This window comes from Acinetobacter lwoffii, assembly GCF_019048525.1.
GTDB lineage: Bacteria > Pseudomonadota > Gammaproteobacteria > Pseudomonadales > Moraxellaceae > Acinetobacter > Acinetobacter lwoffii_K.
Genome location: NZ_CP077369.1, coordinates 2499616 through 2518188 on the forward strand (window position 1 = coordinate 2499616; position 18573 = coordinate 2518188).

Below are 18573 nucleotides of genomic sequence, written 5' to 3' on the forward strand. Positions count from 1 at the left end.
TGTTCTCCTTAAGTGTGTTCGGTATTTTGTGGAATGGGTGGCATGACGGCATCCATCAGTTCGAGATGCCCTTTAATCACGCCTTTCAGTGCAATAAATTGTTCGCTAATTTCTTTCAGATCACTGCTCGCGCCCTGCATCAGCATGACTTGCAGAATTTTTTCATCATCCAGCTGGATATGAAGCGAATTGATCACTTGTGCCAGATACTGCTGCTGCAGATCGACCAGCTGACTGCGCAGCGGTTTCAAGCTGACGTCATAGAGCAAGGTAAGCGTGCCAACCATGACTTCATCGCGAATCACCAGATCATCAATCAGGTGACGATTAATCATATCGACAATGGCCTGCGAGCGGCTTTCATAGTGCTGCTCGACAATTTTTTGATCCATCGCATGTAGCGTTGTTTCTGGCACGGTAATACTGATCCGTGCCAATTTTTGTTTAGGCACGATGTTGATCCTTGGGTTGATATTGGGAAGACTGTTTAATGTGAAAGCCTGCACGTACGCTGAGCAGCTCAACCAGAAAGTGAAGCCATGGATGCATTTTTTTATTTGATGTCGGATTGTTCATGTGCATCTCCTAGGGATATTACAAAACCAGAATTTCGTATTACTTAGGAAAATGCAGAAAGCGTGCCAATTTTTAGTTATTTGGATGAGGTAAATAAACTTGCTTAAAAGGGCGAAAAAAAGCCCCATAACATTGAAATGGGGCTTGTTCTAAAGCAAAAGTAAGTTTTGTATTTCACCGGTTTATTCCATTTTGATTGCTCATGTCCTTGCTATTCTTTTTATACATGAATGGTTAACCGATGTTTGTGATTATGAGTGATCAAGTGTATTGCTCTCCTCTATTTATGTTGTATGTAAATAAAAGCATTAAGCGTGCCACAATATAAAAATAGAATAGATTTAAGCAGAATGCGTGGCAAATCAATTACATACATATTGAAAGCTAGAACAAGAATGATTTATTTTTTTATTATGCCTGAAAAATAGGCCATTTTGCACCATTGGGGTTCGAGTGTGCATCAAAGTGTGGCTGAGTTGTTCAGGCAACTGTATGCCTCTGCTTTCTATATTTGAAACTAAGATTACTAAACTTGAATCAATTACTATTTCATAACTCATTTGAAAAGTAATGAATTGCTGCTAAATTAGCTCCCATATTTGGGGGGCTTTTTATGACAGAAAAATTATATTATTGGGCTGAAAATTTAGATGACTATAGCTCTGACAATGATGTTGAATATGATGAAATTATTGAGATTAAAAGACTAAATTTTTTCATTGGAAAAAATAATGCAGGGAAAAGTAGATTTTTACGTAAATTATTTCAAACAACAATGGATTTTGCAAAATTTCAAAAATATGATTTAACAATAGAAATTAATAATCTCTGTAAATATTTAAATGCAACAAAATTTAGAAGGCCAACTCGACATGGTCAAGACAACTCATGGAGTTCTAATGGTACATCACCTGTAAATGCCAATGAAATATTTCAAATAACCTCAGAAATTCAATTTATTAATAGCTGTAAATTCAATTTTGATTCTGTAAAAGATTTAGTTGCTCAAACTAAATCGAAAATTTCTAATTACAAAGAAGAATCTAGTAATTCTAAAGAAAAATTAGAAGATTTATTTTCGAAAATAGATAATAAAATTGCAAGAATTGAACTACAAGAAAATTTTAAACATGGGAAATTATATATTCCTATATTGAGAGGGATGCGCCCTGTTACCAACCTTGAAAATAAACAACCTTACATTGAGCGTGCCCAAAAAGATTATTTTTCGGATACAACTCAATTTAATTCTGAAAATATTATTACAGGTGAATGTCTATACCATGAACTTAAAATCCATTTGTTAGGCGAGCCTGAACAACGAGATTTAATCAAAAGTTATGAAGAAAAACTAAGCCAATATTTTTTTGATAATGAACTTGTTTCACTCATACCTAAACACGATCAAGATGTTGTGAATATTAAAATTGGAAAAGATAAACAATTTCCTATCTCTCAATTAGGTGACGGCCTGCAACAAGCAATTATTTTGACATATGAAGCCTACATAAAAAGCAAAGATAACGAGGGTTACCCAGAACCGCACGCATTTTTTATAGAAGAACCTGAACTTCACATGCATGCTGGTATGGTTCGTCAATTGATGAATTTCTACTTAAACGAAACACCTCATTATTATTTCTTTACAACGCACTCAAACCACTTACTCGATATGGCTGATGAATCTGATCAAGTCATGATTCAGAAATTTGTAAAGCAACCCAAAGTAGATAATCCAAGTAAATTTGATTTTAAAATTCATCGTTGTGACAGAGATCGTGACTTACTTGCTTCATTAGGTGTACGTCCTTCTTCTATTTATTTGGCTAACTGTACGATTTGGGTGGAAGGCATTACAGATCGACTGTATATCACTAAATATATGCAGAAATATTTAGATGTATTAAAACAAGAAGAAACTTTAGTGGTTGAAGGAAAACCTAATAATTTAGATTTATATAAATTTAGGTCATCAGATATTCAAAGATTAATGCCGAATTACCATTACACATTTGTAGAATATGCTGGTAGCAACTTAACGCATTGGGATTTTAGTGACGAATTTACTGATCATTTAGATGATTGCGGTATGAACGCTCTCTTAACTTCTAGTAGTGTGTTTCTTATAGCTGATGGTGATATTAAAACTAAAAATAAAGGCATGAGAGCTACAAGTTTAGAAGAAAAACTAGGAGAAAAGTTTTTCCTTTTAGAGTGTAAAGAAACTGAAAATACCCTGCCATCAAACATTATTTATCATGCTTGCCGTATTAAATTTTTAGGCTTAAATGGTGCTTTTCAGGATGATGAGACAAAAAGAAATGCTCTTTCCAATCATCTATCCATGGATGGTATGCAAGCAGATACCAAAGAAGGTTTTGATATTGTCACTCTAATAGAAGAACATGATTATTTTCATGCAAAAAATGGTATTGGTAAAATTCTTGATGACCAAATTAGAGTGGGTAATCCTAGAACCACTGATGACAAGCCTAAAAAATGTTTTTCTGATCAATCAGGCACTATTAAAGAAAAACTTAAATTTTGTCGCTTAGTTCTAACGGTTATGGATCATGTTGAATGGGAATTAACCGAATCTGCCAAAGAACTATGTAAAAAAATTTTCGAACACATTATTTCTGAAAACCCTTTACCAAATAAAAAGACCGCTTAAGCGGTCTTTTTATTCCTATCTCATCAAGCCACTGGCGCCAACGTAAACAACACCTGCCCCGTTTTTACCGTCTGCCCTTTTTCAATGGTAATTGCTTCAACCTTCATGCGTTCAGGTGCAATAATCGGAATCTCAATCTTCATTGCTTCAATGACCGCGAGCGTTGCACCTTCTTCCACAATATCGCCCGACTGACATTCAATTTTCCAAATTGAACCCGGCATGTGCGATTCCACTGCACAACCACCTTCAGGCACTTCAACGCCTTCACCATCATCCACCGTATCTAGGCTTTCAGAGACATATTCTGCAAGTCCTGCTTCATGCCAACGACGGCGCTCTGCATCAAAGTTAGCTTGTTGCACCGCTTTAAAGGCACAAATAGATTCTTGGTTTTCAGTTAAGAAGTCATTGTATTCTTTCAGATTCAATACACCTTCTTCAATCCGCAGTTTTAAACGACCTGCTTTAAAGTCTTCACGCATGTGCATCAACTCGGACTCAGACACTTCATAAAACTTAATTTGGTCAAAGAAGCGCAATAACCACGGCATACCTTGTTCAAAGTCGGGGTTTTTACGGTAGCGTGACCACATTTGCGAAGTGCGACCGACAAACTGATAGCCACCCGGACCTTCCATGCCATAAACGCACATATATGCACCGCCGATACCGACAGCATTTTCAGGTGTCCACGTACGTGCAGGGTTATATTTTGTGGTGACCAAACGCTGACGCGGATCAAGTGGCGTTGCTACAGGTGCACCCAAGTACACATCACCCAAGCCCATGACCAAATAACTGGCGTTATAGACCACATCTTTCACAGCTTGTTTGTCTTTTAAGCCATTAATACGACGGATAAATTCGATATTGTCCGGACACCACGGCGCATCAGGGCGCACGGTTTGCATATAACGTTCGGTTGCGAGTTGGGTTTGTGAATCTTCCCACGCCAATGGTAAATACACGGTACGTGATGGCACTTGCATCTCGGTCACATCAGGCAGTTGCTCTTCTGCCACTTGAAGCATACGCAATAAATCCATCTGATCGAGTTGGGTCGAATCAAAATGAATTTGCAGTGAACGAATGCCCGGTGTCAGGTCAATAATGCCTTGAATATTTTGATCTTTCACCCATTGCATCAGCGCATGAATACGGAAACGCAGGTTTAAATCTAAAACTAACTCGCCATATTCCACCAACATATAGTTGTTACCGGCAGGACGATACACCACATCAGGCGTGCCATTTTGACCTTTTAGGGTATCTAAAATGGCAGATTTCAGTGTGCTGATTTCAGAATAGAACGATTCATCAAAGGTGACTGCTTGTGTATCTTGAGCAGTTAATTGCGCATGATATTTTTCGTTCAGCAATTTCGCTTGATGATAGCTCACAGGCACAAATTTAACTTTATCACCGGCTTTGAGCTGACCCAATTTCCATAATTCAGAATTGATCACCACCGCAGGGCACACGAAACCACCTAGGCTTGGACCATCAGGCCCAAGAATAATTGGCATATCACCAGTGAAATCGATCGCCCCAATGGCATAGGCATTGTCATGAATATTGGATGGATGCAGACCCGCTTCGCCACCGTCCTGACGAGCCCATTCTGGTTTTGGACCAATCAAACGAATTCCGGTACGGCTGGAGTTGAAGTGAATTTCAAACTCGTTGGCAAAGAAGGTATCAATGTCGTTTTTGGTAAAGAAATCAGGCGCACCATGTGGACCGTACATCACCGCAATTTCCCAAGAATTGGAAAATGTTGGGATTTGATCTTCTATTAAGGCTTTCACGTCATCAGATGTAAATGCCGTGATTGGAAGCATATCGCCAATCAGTAAATTACGCCCCGCATGACCGCCAAACTGACCCAAGGTAAAAGTCGCTTGTGAGCCTAAATATTCAGGCACATTCAGACCACCTTTAATGCCGATATAAGTACGGCAACCTGTGGCGATCTTGCCACATTTGAGTACCTGACCTTTGCGCACATTCACAGTCTGCCACATCGGGACAGACACACCATCCAACGTCGATGGCATATCACCACCTGCCAATACAATTTGACTATCACAATGGAATTTTAAGCTTGGGCCTTGCAAGGTACATTCGAGCCCTGCGGTATTTGGTGCATTGCCTAACAGTTGGTTCGCAACATTTAAAGACAGCGGATCAATCGCACCTGATGGCGGAACACCAACATCCCAGTAACCTAAACGTCCTGTCACATCTTGCACGGCGGTTTGAATGCCCGCTTGTAGCACTTCAATTTTTTGAGTTTTCCACTCAAAGGTATTTAAAAAACGTGTGGTTTGCGTACCGGCTTTAAAGACATTGCAGTCGATAATGTTTTGTAGATATTCAAGGTTGGTTTCAATGCCCGCCACTTGGGTTTTAGCGAGCGTAACTGTCATGGCTTGAATTGCAGAATCACGATCATCCGCAGTCACAATAATTTTGGCAATCATCGGGTCATAGAAAGATGAGACGTTTGAACCTGTTTCTACCCAAGTTTCATTACGCGCGTTGGCATCGAACTCAACATGCGTCAAAAGTCCTGCACTTGGTTGGAAGTTTTTGATTGGATCTTCGGCATAAAGACGCACTTGAATCGAATGACCTTGCGACTCAAGTTTTGATGTTGGTGCAACCCAATCGCCACTGCCTAAGGTCACCATCCATTCCACAAGATCGACACCAAAGACTTGTTCAGTAACGCCATGTTCCACTTGTAGACGGGTATTCACTTCCAAAAAGTAGAATTCTTGTGTGTCAGTATCCATCACAAATTCAACCGTACCTGCCGAGCGGTAGTTCACCGACTGCATCAATTGAATCGCGACATTTTGGATATAAGCACGTTGTTCATCATTCAGATGTGGTGCAGGCGTTTCCTCAATCACTTTTTGGTTACGACGTTGTACCGAACAATCACGCTCACCGAGTGCTAAGATTAATCCATTGCCATCACCAAAGATTTGTACTTCGATATGACGGGCATTTTGTACAAATTTCTCGAGATATAAACCTGCATCTTTAAAGTTGGCTTGCGCTAAATAAGACACGGTTGCATAAGCTTCTTTCAGCTCCTCCGCATTCCACACCAAACGCATGCCAATACCACCACCACCTGCGGTACTTTTCAGCATCACAGGATAGCCAATACGTTCAGCTTCAAGCAGGGCTTCAGCTTCATCAGCCAATAATTGGCTACCTGGCAATAACGGTACATTGGCTTGAATCGCCAATTCACGTGCAGTGTGTTTCAGACCAAATGCTTTCATTTGCTCGGCATTTGGGCCCAAGAACACAATGCCTTGTGCTTCACAGAGATTACAGAATTCGGCATTTTCAGACAGGAATCCATAGCCCGGATGAATCGCTTGCGCACCGGTATGTTTGGCCACTTCTAAGATTTTATCGACATTCAGATAGCTTTGGCTTGCAGGTGCATCACCAATAAAGACCGCTTCATCAGCTAAAGTCACATGCAAGGAATCACGATCTGCTTCCGAATACACCGCAACCGATTGGATGCCTAATTTTTTAAGGGTACGGATGACACGACAAGCAATTGCACCACGGTTGGCGATGAGAACTTTATTAAACCCATATTTTAAAGTCATAGTCTTATACCTCGCCTTCACGGACAATCAGTTGAATTTTTGTTGGGTTATAGGCATTACATGGGTTATTCAGTTGTGGGCAGTTTGAGATCAACACAATCAAATCCATCTCAGCTTTAATTTCCACATATTTGCCCGGTGCAGAAATCCCATCATCAAATTTCAGGTGACCATCTGAAGTTACAGGTACATTCATAAAAAAATTAATATTTGGACCGATATGGCGCACATTCAGACCATGCTTTTTCGCAATCGGATGTTGTGACAATGCAATCATGAAATTGTTACGGCAACTGTGCATTGGATATTTATCATGCGCATAACGGACTGTGTTACTTTCACATGAACATGCACCGCCTAAAGTATCGTGGCGACCGCAGTTGTCATCATGAATACTCACAATTTTATTGCCAAAGTTGGTATATAAAGTCGTACCTTTTTCTAGATAAATTTGACGGTTCATCGCCAAAGTATCGGTTGCGCTATAACGCTCTTCAGGGTTATGTGCGGAAATAAACAAAGTATCCACCGCTTGATTACCTTCAAGATCAACAATACGGAAATACTGGCCTTTTTTGACTTCACACATCCATGCTTCACCGGCAGGACAAACTTCGCTAAGTACTGATTTTTCTAGATTTACGAGTGCAGTCATGATCATTCCCCTTAAGCAGTTAAAGCGTAGTAGCGGTTATTATTTTGAAACGCACGCTGATTTTGCGGGCATGAGTCACGGCAGACATCGGTGTCGCCTAAAGGCAGTGCTTTAAAGAGTGAGAGCTGAATATCGGCTGGTGCATATTCATTAGAATTGTCGAGTGCATGTGGTGCGCTGGATAAAAACACCAAACAATCCATTTCAAAGCGTAGTTCAATCACTTGATCGGTATTATCAGATACGACATAAGACAAGTTGCCGTTGTCATCCGGTGCAACTTTTGAAAATAGGTTTAAGGTATTACTCAGATCCGTCGCAGATAAACCAAATTTGGTCATCTCTAAAAGTAGGCTGTCTTTAGCATTGCGGTACATGTCGTTGCGGGCATCCTGGAAGGTCTTCGTACCAAACTGTGCTCCAATTTGCGGTGCGGTACTTGGCGCACAAAAGGCATCATTCCAACCGTGGTCATCTTTGACAATCGAGATCATCGCACGTCCTAAATCAGACGCTAAAATATGCCCTGTACTTAAAAATGCCGTGTGTTGTGCTTTTAAGCTGTCTGGCATGTTATAGGCTTCAAGCTTGTCTTCGCTATTTACACAAAACAGTGAAACATTGGCATTCGCGCCTAAAGATTTGAGTTGTAAAACTGCGCCACGCTGAATGCGTGCTGACCAGTGGTGTCCACCCGGTAAACGTTCAGTCCAGAGGACTTGATCTTCGTGATAAGTTATTGTGCTCATTTGCATCCATCCCAATCTTTTTACGGTTTACCTCCCGGGCTTTTATCCCTCCGTGTAGCTTGGGTTTGAACAAACCTAGCCGTGAACTCTCGGTCGCAGACCTACATGAATGTTCATGTATCGGAACCCTAGATCACTTTATGATGATGTAGATAGATGCAAAGGACGTGCCAAACTGGTAATACTATTTTTTATATTCGTAATACTTTTTTTTGAGATGGAACTGATTACTTCAGGTGCAAGGCTCTGAAAAAGGCATCAAGATGTACCAAAATAAAAAAATCCCGGCTTGTACCGGGAATTGTAAAATCTAGAGATGAGAACTCAATCAAACTATTTAAGCGGTAGAGTTATTTACTTAAAATCTCATGCAGCATATTACGTAACCATTGATGACTGGTTTTATGATGACAAGACATATGCCAATACTGCTTTACGGAATAGGTCGGGAAAGCAATCGGTGCCTCAAAAATCTTGAGATTGCCACGTGATAACAGGACTTCACTCAAATAATAAGGCACGGTCGCAATCGCATCGGTTTCCTGTACCACCAGTCCTACCCCGAGATAACTTGGCAGACGCATTAGAATGTCACGCTTGAGTTCCAGATTCAGCAATTCATTTTCAATATGGTAATGCCCCATCCCGGCATCAATATCAATATGGGTTTCACGTAAATACTCTTCTGTCGTGATGCTGTCACCGGTCAGGCGCGGATGGTCTTTCGCCGCGATCACCACATAATATTGCTCAAACAGTTTCTGCTGATAAAAGCCATTCTCCAGATTTGGCAAGAAGCCCAAAGCCAGATCAATCTCACCATTGGCCATTTGATAACTGGTTTCCGAGGTAATCGGACGCACATTCAGACGGATATGGGATGCATGCTGTTTCAAATACTGGGAAATTTTCGGCAATAACACCAGATGCGATACATCGGTCATCGCCAATGTAAAGCGCTGCTGTGAAGTGACCTGATCAAAATTGATCGTAAAATTATTGATTGCTTCAACTTTGCTCAGTGCTTCGCTGACCAAGGGAAAGAGCTGTTTGGACAGGTCTGTCGGCAGCATTTCATTGCCAATACGTAAAAATAAAGGATCACCATAATGCTGGCGAATTTTATTCAGCAGATTGCTCACCGCAGGCTGGCTCATATCTAAATGATCGGCTGCCTGGGATACGTTTTTAAATTTATAGACATAATAAAAAATACTGAGCAATTTACAGTCAAGTTCAAACACAGAAATACATTTCCTTTAACTTTCTCCTCATTCGGACAGGTCTTTCATCCGCATAAGTCTATTGAGGGTCAGATTAAAATATAACACTTCGCAACTATGTTCAGGATTAAACTCGCTGTAATTTTCCGAAAAAAATACTTTTGCCAGATGAATAAATCCATTAAAAAGTACCTCAACAAGTACCTCAACGCAAAATTTCCAGCCCGGTTTGCTCAGGTCAGTTAAACATTTAAATCGTATGCGATATACTCAGCCACACCCAATAAATGGTAAAAATACAGAGAAATCTTATATGTTTCAGGATAAAAAGCTGGTCTGTTTTGATCTGGATGGTACGTTGATTGATTCTGTAGGCATCTGGAATCAGGTCGATGCAGCCCTGATTGATGAGCTCTCCAACAGAAAAGTCGATTTACATGAGATTCAGCAACAGCGCGATCTTCAACTTACCGCCTTGAGACATAGACCAGATCCTTATCTGGAATATTGTGGATTTTTAAAAGAACAATACGATTTTGAACCAGTTAAAGAAGAAGTAAAAAATCGTCGTTATACAATTTCCCGACATTTTCTGGATCATATCGTCGAGTTAAAACCTCAGGCAGACCTCCTGATTCAGGCTTTAAAACAGCAACAGATATCTCTGGCTTTGACCACCACCACCAGTTTATTCAATGTACAGCGCTATCAGGATAACAATCGAAATATTAATTCTAAAATCAGCTTTGAGGATGATTTTGCCTTGATTCTCACACGTGAAAATGTCCAGAACATTAAGCCTCATCCCGAAGTTTATCTGAATGTTTTGCAAGCCTTTAACCTTCGACCTGAGGAATGTCTAATTATTGAAGACTCTCTAGTCGGTGTAGAAGCAGCAAATCATGCGGGCATCGAGGTAGTGGGAATTTATGACCAGCACTCCGCTCATGAAATAGATTTGATCAAAGCCAAAGCAAATTATTATGTCGAAAATTTTGCTGAATTATTAAGTTCATTCAATAACAACATCCACTAAAAAAGATGCCATGAAGCATCCTTGTTCATGACATCTTGAATACTATTTGTGGCTTAAAAATCTTGCTGACTATTTGGCTTTTTTATAGATTGAGCCTGAACCAACCAGATTTCCGGTTTTCTCATCGATTGCAAAATCGACCATACCTGCACCTGCGTTCAACTGAAGCATGCCATTTTCGTTCACTGCAGCGGGCATTGGATTCTTTTTCTCGGTTTTACCGGTTTCCTTATCTTTGATCGTATTGGTAATCAGATAATTTTCACCATTTTTTGAAATAACCAGAATATTTTCAAGTTTTGGATTTTCCACGGTGTTTTTCCAGTTGCCCTGATAATCTGGTGCGGGTGCTTCAGTGGTGTTACAAGCAGTTAAAAGTACTAATAATGGAATTGCTGAAAAATATTTAAGATGTTTCAAAACTGAGACCTTGAGTGTAACGACGCGGCCATTATAGAGAGAAGCCTTTAGAGCTGAAGCAGGTTGTTGTAGGCAAAGCGTTTCAGCAGTACTGGATCTGTTTTGCTTTCGTCATTTTTTGAAATCTGTATCCATATTTTATTCATAACAGGATTATTCTAATGATATTAAATCTGATAAAACTTAAAAAAAATTCCTCAATAGACCATCCAAATCTATTGAGGAGTACCAAAATGGTGAATAAGTAAAGCTTAAAAATTATGACAATAGTTTCGCTTTAAAGTAGTTGAATACAGATTTGGCAGCATGGGTTTTTTCAACCACCTGCTCAGTCCAGTGATTCGGTAGAGAACATTTAGCCAGACCTACCCACACTGTAGAAAACTGTTTCATGAAGCTGGCTTCGTTATAGTGAATACCATATTCTGCACAGAGCGCTTTGATTTTTGGCGCAACCTGCGCATAGCGATTGGCGGGCATGTCCGGGAATAGATGATGCTCAATCTGATGACTCAAATTACCACTCAAGATATGTAGCCAAGTTGTTCCACTAAAATTGCTCGAACCGCGAATCTGGCGTAAATACCACTCGGCACGGGTTTCATTGTCGGTATTGTCCATTTCAAAGGTTTCAGCATCTTCAGTGAAATGACCGTTAAAAATGACGGCAGAAGCCCATAGACTGCGAATCACATTGGCCACCGCATTTCCGGTAAATACCGGAATGGCATTTGGCCCGGCAATGATCGGAAAAAATACATAATCTTTTAACACCTGACGGCGCATTTTTTGGCGCAAAGGTGCTGCCTCTTCCCAGACTTCTTTCCAGGTCTTTGTTTTATAAGCAATCACATCTTCCAGATGCAGGCGTTGCAAGCCAACATACCATTCGAAAAATACCATTAACTGAATGCCCAGTGGAATATTAAACAGAAAGCGTGGTTCCCACTTTTGCGATTCACTGACCCGAATCAGACCATAACCGACATCATGATCCATTCCGACGATATTGGTATAGGTATGATGAATATAGTTGTGCGTATATTTCCAGTCATCGCCGGTTGAAATCGTATCCCAATCATAGGTCGCACCGTTCAGACTCGGATCGTTCATCCAGTCGAACTGGCCATGCATGACATTGTGACCGAGTTCCATATTTTCCACGATTTTGGAAAGACCGAGCAGACCTGTCCCCGCCAGCCATACCGGTGGCAACCAACCGGCAAACATCAGCATGCCGCGTGAGGCAATTTCGCTATAGCGGACAAAGTTGCGGATTTTATAAATATATTCGGCGTCTTTTTCCCCCAGATCATCCATGACCTCGCGGCGGATCGCATCGACTTTGGCACCGAATTCCTCAATCTGTTCAGGACTAAGAAATTGGCTTTTGCTATGTCGTTTAAAATCAATTTGCATATTCATGGGAGCACCTTCTTATAGTTTAATTAATGGCTTATCAATAGTTTATAAATTAATCACCACAGGACTCACTGCCTGAGAAATGCACAGTTTGATCTGGGTATTATTACCATGATCAATTTCACCGGTCAGGACATTTCGTACCGAACCACTGACCTTGGTACAGGAACAGGTATTGCAGATACCCATTCGGCAGCCATGCGCTGGTCTCAAGCCGGATTTTTCGGCACTTTCCAGTAAGTTGGACTGGGCTTGAAATTCCTGCTGCGATCTTAAAAACCGTACCGGCTGTGCTTTAATTTTTTCATCGACCACAATCTGGAAATATTCCGAATGAAAATTGGATTTCAATTCCAGTTTATCAACGATGCGAAGTGCGGCCTTCATCATCCCGGCGGAGCCACAAGCATAAATTTTTCGTTCTGCAAAGTCTGGCACCAGCTCTTGCAATAAGCTCTGCGTCAGATGCTGCTGGTGTTCCACGGTATTGAAATGGTGATATTTCAAGTTTGGATGCATAAGAGCCAATGTTTTCAGTTCAGCATGAAAGGCATCATCTCGAGTGAAATAAATCAGGTCGATCTGTTCCAGAGACTGAATGACTGCTTTTTGCAGCAAGGAGTAAATGGCGGTAATACCACTACCTGAAGCCAGGAATAAAATCGGCTGGGTGGATTTTTGCAATGTGAACTCACCTTGGGGCTGAGATATTTCAACCACCGCACCAATTTGCATCAGACTTAAGGCACGTGACACTTTACCCTGCTGTTTAACCGCAATGATCAGATCACCATTTTTCAATACCGTCACCACAGAATAATGTCGCTGATGTCGTATGCCATCGAGTCTAACAGTCACTGCAATATTCTGGCCGGCCTGAAATGACTTGGCTTTAAAATTATGATTTGGACGTAAGTGAATTTTGAAAAAGTCAGGGCTGATGGCTTGAATGCCCATAACGGCAGCCTTAACTTTTTTGATTGCCCAAGTTGGATGGATTTTTTCACCAATAAAATCAATGAAATCTTCCCGGATCCAATGCGGCTGATAGGTTGGCATGCTTGTCATTTTTATCCCCTTATCCGCAGACAGTTTCATTAATGTACAACTGTCTAATTATTATATTGCTCAGGATAAAGAATTCTCACATTCAGACCATGTCAATACAGGTCAAATTATGTGCCTAAGCCATATAATATGACTTTTTGTCGGACAATATCATCTAAAAGTATCGATCAAGACTATATGGATTGAGAAAAAGCATTTTTAAACAGACAACGCTGCTTAGCCTGTACATAAAAAAACTGACCTCTATTCGAGATCAGTTTTTTGACTTCATGTAGGGATTTTCAGATTAAATGACGCTTTAACCTGCTGCCTGCTCCAAAAGAATAGTCCCATATAATTCACGCAGATCTTTTTTCAGCATTTTACCAGTACCACTGAGTGGAATCGCATCAACAAATACGACTCGGTCTGGAATCTGCCATTTGGCTACCTTGTCCGCATAATAATCCAGCAGATCAGTTTCACTTAGCTGGCTGTCCGGCTTTTTAATGGCAATCAATACCGGGCGCTCATCCCATTTAGGATGCTGGGCGGCAATCACGGCAGCCATCGCAATTTCCGGATGTCCCATGGCAATATTTTCCAGCTCCACCGATGAAATCCATTCTCCGCCAGACTTGATTAGATCTTTAGAACGGTCACTGAGTTTCATAAAGCCATCCTGATCCAGCGTAGCAATATCGCCGGTATCAAACCAGCCGTCAGCAGTCAGTGCAGACTCTTCTTTGCCGAAATAATGGCTGATGACCCAATGCCCTTTCACTTGTAAATTTCCTGTGGTCTGTCCATCACGTTCAATTTCATGCATCCCTTTTTCTGCATCAGTCAAACGTAGGTCAACCCCGAATGGTGGACGACCTTGGGATAGACGAATCTGTAATTTTTCTTCATCAGACAGATGCAAATGTTTGGTCTTGAGCTGATTCGCTGTACCTAATGGACTGATTTCTGTCATGCCCCAGGCATGGATCGTTTCACAATTAAACTGTTCTTTGAAAGCCCTTAGCATGGCCGGTGGGCATGCAGATCCGCCAACCACATTGCGTTTTAAGCTTTCCAATTTAGAACCTGACTGATTTGCGGCCGCAATCAAACCTTGCCAGATGGTCGGTACGCCAAGTGCTACCGAAACCTGATAAGTATCAATCAGGTTGACCAGACTGGTGCCATCCAGACCCGGTCCAGGAAGAACCAAAGTGCATCCGACCATTGCAGCGGCATACGGAGTGCCCCACGCATTTACATGGAACATCGGCACCACAGGCAACATAATGTCGGCAGCCGAGACATTTAAGGAGTCAGGTAAAATGATGGCATAGCTATGTAATACCGTAGAACGATGGCTAAACAGTACACCTTTGGGATTGCCCGTAGTTCCTGAGGTATAACACAGAGAGCTTGCCGAGTTTTCATCAAGTGTTGGCCACTCAAAATCTGCATTTTGGCCGGCAATCAGATCATCATAAAACTGAACTTCCGGAATCGCTTCTCTAACTGCCGGATCAGCCCCATCCAGACAGATAAAATGCTCGACTGAGCTCAACAGCGCTTTCACGGCTTTAATTAAAGGGACAAATGTTTTATCGAACAGCACCACGCGATCCGCAGCATCATTCATAATAAAAATCAGCTGTTCCGGAAATAAGCGCGGGTTAATGGTATGACAGACTAAGCCGCTGCCAGAAATGGCATACCAGGACTCTAAATGGCGATGATTATTCCAGGCAATGGTCGCGACCCGATCTCCCTGCGCCAAGCCGAGTTGTTGTAATGCATTGGCAAAACGTTTCGAGTTTTGATGAATTTCTCCCCAATTGGTCACTGTAATAGTGGTATCGGTATTTTTGGAAATTACCTCGGTATCGGCATGATAGCGTCCTGCATGTTCAATCATGCTGCTGATCAGTAAAGGCTGAAACATCATATTTCCGAGCATTCTCCACTCCTTTGTGCTTGTTATTGGTCCGTATTTGCGTATCGTTGTTATATTGCATGATGGCTCGATCTGAAACCGTAACTTACTTTTTATCATCATGTGGATCGAATTTAGCAAGGAAATCTAACTTTGTAAGTATCGAATTGTGACAAATTAAGCCAAGTGACTGAGGCGTATAAAAATGGGAATACGATTTACGTAGAGATAATATTTACACAGAAAATCTGAGATCTGATTTTCACTTTAATTGTCGTGCATCAAGACTCAAGCTTAAAAAATAGAATGACAACACTCCTCTTCCTCCCTTTTGTTATATTAAGTACCTTAAAATGTGCTATAAATCAAAATAACTAGAACAGTTTTAGTTCAAGAAAGTGTATGTATAAGTCTGAAAAACTGGCACAGAATATCCGTCAGATGATTGAAAACGGTGTATGGAAGGCACATGAAAAATTGCCTTCACTTCGCGAACAGACCCAATTATCTGGTTATAGCCTGATGACGGTACTCAATGCTTACCAGGAACTTGAAGCACAAGGTCTGGTCTATGCCAAAGACAAATCGGGCTATTACGTTGCAGAACACACTCAAGCTCTGCTCAATAGCAAACAGTCCGCCCAGATTGGTTTAAATCCTAAAATTCAAATCAATTCGGTGGTATTTAATTATTTAAAATCGACTCAGTCAGCAGAGATTGTGCCTTTTGGTTCTGCCTTTCCCAATGCAGAGCTGTTATATAACGCCAAATTTATGCAGATTCTGGCGCAGCAGGCCAAAAGAAAAAGCAGTTATAACAACCAGAATCATATGCCGCCCGGCAATCAGAACTTGCGGCAACTGATTGCCAACCGTTATCAATTACAAGGAGTTACCTGCAATCAAGATGACATTGTCATTACATCCGGTGCACTAGAAGCATTGAATCTGTCTTTACAGGCCTTAACCCAACCCGGTGATTTTATTCTGCTACAGCAAACCATATTTTATGGTGCCTGGCAGGCAGCCGAGCGTCTGGGATTACAGGTGATTACGATTCCGGAACATCCACAGTTTGGCTTTGATCTGGAATCATTTGAACAGGCTTTAAAACAGTATCCGATCAAGGTGTGCTGGCTGATGCTGAATGCCCATAATCCGATTGGCTTTACCGTCAGTTCTGAAATCAAACAAAGAATTGCGGAACTCTTGTATGAATATCAGGTGTATTTAATCGAAGATGATGTTTATCAGGAATTAAATTATGGTTCATCCAAACCGCTACCGGTTAAATATTTTGATCGGCATCAGATGGTTTTGCACTGCGCCTCATTTTCGAAAACGCTGGGGATGGGTGCACGCGTCGGTTGGGTGTATGCCGGCCCATTTTCCGATGCCATTCAGCACTTACAGCTCATGAGCACTTTAACAGTCAGTCCCTTACTTCAAAATGCGCTGGTCGAATTTATTTCACATCATCATTATGAAAAACATTTGCGGCATTTAAGGCAGCATCTGGAAAAATATAAAAAGAAATTTTATCAGGAACTCAAAGCACGTTTGGGAAGCATCTGTGAAATTTATTATTATTCCAGTGGTTATTTTCTCTGGATTGAATTACCTAAAGAAGTTGATGCCCAGCAGCTCTATGAACAATTGCTTCAACAACATATTTCAGTTGCCCCTGCACTGCTGTTTAAGCCTGAGCCTACCAGCCAACATTATATTCGGCTGAATTGTTCGTTTGAATGGACAGCCAATATTGAAAATGCAGTCAATCTGCTGACAGAAACCATTCTTCAAAATAGCAAAAGCGCGGATTAATTCATCCACGCTTCTGTTACAGATCAGACTTTCTTATGAAAGGAGTCTTAGAAGTTGTAAATAGCAACCGCATTAATACGGTTATCTTCACCTGTAGTGCTGCCATTTGGTGTAGCAGCAGCCAAAGCTTCACGTTCACCATAGACATATTCGAGACCGAAACTTAAAGGCTTGGTTGGACTATAGAACACGTTAGCCCAAGCTTGCCATAAGTCTTTATTGGCTTTGGTCTTGTCAGTGACTGCATTGATATAAGCCTGATCTTCATCAAAATTCATATAGCCATAACCCAAGGTACCGCGCAATTTGTCATTAAACTGCTGAGTCAGGCCAACTGAAATTGAATCAAATTCGCTTTGTAATAAATCGCCATTTGCAGCGGTAATCACACCCGTATTTGCATAAGAGACAAAACTGCTATCACCTTTGACATGATAATAATCTGCCTTAAGGCTAGTGCCTAAAACAAACTCATATTTCGCGCCTAAACCTACACCCCATGCAGTTTTTTCATCTTCATTCACGCGTTTTTCATTCCCCATCGCACGCGCGCTAACAGAAAGATTATCCGCAAATTTGTGGTTTAAGCGTGCAGTTAAAGCCGGTAAACGCTGTTTGATTCCCGTAATGGTCCCATCTTTCGGATCTTCTACTGCAAACACCAGATTGGTCGCTGGACTCAAAGTACTGGTATGACGAATCTGAGGTGTCCGTTTAATTGAACCACCGGCGTAAACTAATGCATCTACAGTTTCCGGAATATAATCTGGCACCGCAAAGTTAGACCAGGTTTGACCGATCAACCAGTTGGCATAGCTGATATAAGCATGACGGATACGCAAATTATCAAAGCTTGCGCCGCCCAGAAAATCCACTTCAACTTTACCGCTTAAAGCTTTATCTCCAGCACCGACTGGTGCTTTAAAATCCATGCCTAAACGGGTTGCAGCCAGAGTAGATTTAAATTCATCACTACGCTCACCGACACCTTCTAAAGGTACAGCATTAATCTGGTTATACATACGTGCTGCTGAACCACCTTCAGCCTGATAAGAGGCATCGGCACGAATATTTCCATAAAGATTAAATTCGGCACCACTGGCAATTTTCATGACGGGTTTGCTTGCTGGAGCAGGTGTTGCTGCAACATGTGCAGTGACCACAGCCGTTTGTCTTTGCTGTTGCTCAACCAGTGCGCGTAGAGCCTGAACTTCCTGGCGCAGTTGTTCAATTTCCTGCTGATTCGACTGAGCTGAGGTTTGTGCTTGAGTCGACAAGCTGATGCCCCCTAAACTCATTGCCATCATGCTCATCAGAACTGTGCGTTTGAATGTGATTGTTGGTTGATTAAATAATTGTGTCGTGTTCAT

At 41.3% G+C, this 18573-nt stretch carries 14 protein-coding genes and 1 riboswitch; of the genes, 3 read left to right on the top strand and 11 right to left on the bottom strand.

Going from position 1 to position 18573, the window contains the following annotated elements:
- Positions 1–8: 8 nt before the first annotated feature.
- Positions 9–452, bottom strand: coding sequence for a CopG family ribbon-helix-helix protein (locus I6L24_RS11700; protein WP_004280384.1), 444 nt, complete (start codon positions 450–452; stop codon positions 9–11).
- Positions 445–576 (bottom strand): hypothetical protein, encoded by a 132-nt coding sequence (locus tag I6L24_RS16760; RefSeq protein WP_004647016.1) that lies wholly within the window; start codon positions 574–576, stop codon positions 445–447. Before I6L24_RS16760 ends, I6L24_RS11700 begins: the two co-directional genes overlap by 8 nt.
- A gap of 613 nt (positions 577–1189) precedes the next feature.
- On the opposite strand from I6L24_RS16760, the gene I6L24_RS11705 reads away from it, so the two are divergent.
- The gene (locus tag I6L24_RS11705; RefSeq protein ID WP_216986048.1) at positions 1190–3250 is read left to right on the top strand and encodes an AAA family ATPase; all 2061 of its coding nucleotides are present in this window, start codon (positions 1190–1192) and stop codon (positions 3248–3250) included.
- A gap of 23 nt (positions 3251–3273) precedes the next feature.
- Here the strand turns inward: I6L24_RS11705 and uca are convergent, their stop codons facing one another.
- From uca to I6L24_RS11725, 4 genes are all read right to left on the bottom strand, one after another.
- Entirely contained in the window at positions 3274–6894 is a 3621-nt protein-coding gene (uca, locus tag I6L24_RS11710; RefSeq protein ID WP_216986049.1) for an urea carboxylase, read from the bottom strand.
- 4 nt (positions 6895–6898) lie between these two features.
- Positions 6899–7549, bottom strand: a complete 651-nt coding sequence (locus I6L24_RS11715; protein ID WP_004647022.1) for an urea amidolyase associated protein UAAP2 — start codon at positions 7547–7549, stop codon at positions 6899–6901.
- Positions 7550–7560: 11 nt separating this feature from the next.
- Positions 7561–8298: an urea amidolyase associated protein UAAP1 gene (locus I6L24_RS11720; protein ID WP_004647023.1), complete on the bottom strand. Its 738-nt coding sequence runs from the start codon at positions 8296–8298 to the stop codon at positions 7561–7563.
- A gap of 29 nt (positions 8299–8327) precedes the next feature.
- Positions 8328–8441, bottom strand: a riboswitch (guanidine-I (ykkC/yxkD leader).
- A 207-nt stretch (positions 8442–8648) separates the two neighbouring features.
- The gene (locus I6L24_RS11725) at positions 8649–9542 is read right to left on the bottom strand and encodes a LysR family transcriptional regulator (protein ID WP_004647024.1); all 894 of its coding nucleotides are present in this window, start codon (positions 9540–9542) and stop codon (positions 8649–8651) included.
- Between the two features lie 292 nt (positions 9543–9834).
- Between I6L24_RS11725 and I6L24_RS11730 the strand changes: the two genes are divergently transcribed.
- Positions 9835–10557: an HAD family hydrolase gene (locus I6L24_RS11730; protein WP_216986050.1), complete on the top strand. Its 723-nt coding sequence runs from the start codon at positions 9835–9837 to the stop codon at positions 10555–10557.
- 69 nt (positions 10558–10626) lie between these two features.
- On the opposite strand, the gene I6L24_RS11735 is transcribed toward I6L24_RS11730, so the two are convergent.
- The 4 genes from I6L24_RS11735 to I6L24_RS11750 all read right to left on the bottom strand — a co-directional run bounded on the left by I6L24_RS11735 (position 10627) and on the right by I6L24_RS11750 (position 15403).
- On the bottom strand, positions 10627–10977 hold the full coding sequence (locus I6L24_RS11735; RefSeq protein WP_004280391.1) for a hypothetical protein: 351 nt from the start codon (positions 10975–10977) through the stop codon (positions 10627–10629).
- Between the two features lie 258 nt (positions 10978–11235).
- On the bottom strand, positions 11236–12402 hold the full coding sequence (locus I6L24_RS11740; protein WP_004647028.1) for a fatty acid desaturase family protein: 1167 nt from the start codon (positions 12400–12402) through the stop codon (positions 11236–11238).
- A 42-nt stretch (positions 12403–12444) separates the two neighbouring features.
- Positions 12445–13467 (bottom strand): flavin reductase family protein, encoded by a 1023-nt coding sequence (locus tag I6L24_RS11745; protein WP_016807072.1) that lies wholly within the window; start codon positions 13465–13467, stop codon positions 12445–12447.
- A 298-nt stretch (positions 13468–13765) separates the two neighbouring features.
- Positions 13766–15403 carry a long-chain-fatty-acid--CoA ligase gene (locus I6L24_RS11750; protein WP_191112270.1) on the bottom strand — a complete coding sequence of 546 codons (1638 nt, stop codon included), beginning with the start codon at positions 15401–15403 and terminating at the stop codon, positions 13766–13768.
- A gap of 378 nt (positions 15404–15781) precedes the next feature.
- On the opposite strand from I6L24_RS11750, the gene I6L24_RS11755 reads away from it, so the two are divergent.
- Positions 15782–17203 (top strand): aminotransferase-like domain-containing protein, encoded by a 1422-nt coding sequence (locus I6L24_RS11755; protein WP_191112269.1) that lies wholly within the window; start codon positions 15782–15784, stop codon positions 17201–17203.
- 47 nt (positions 17204–17250) lie between these two features.
- Here I6L24_RS11755 and I6L24_RS11760 read toward each other — a convergent pair whose 3' ends face one another.
- Entirely contained in the window at positions 17251–18573 is a 1323-nt protein-coding gene (locus I6L24_RS11760) for a DcaP family trimeric outer membrane transporter (protein ID WP_216986051.1), read from the bottom strand.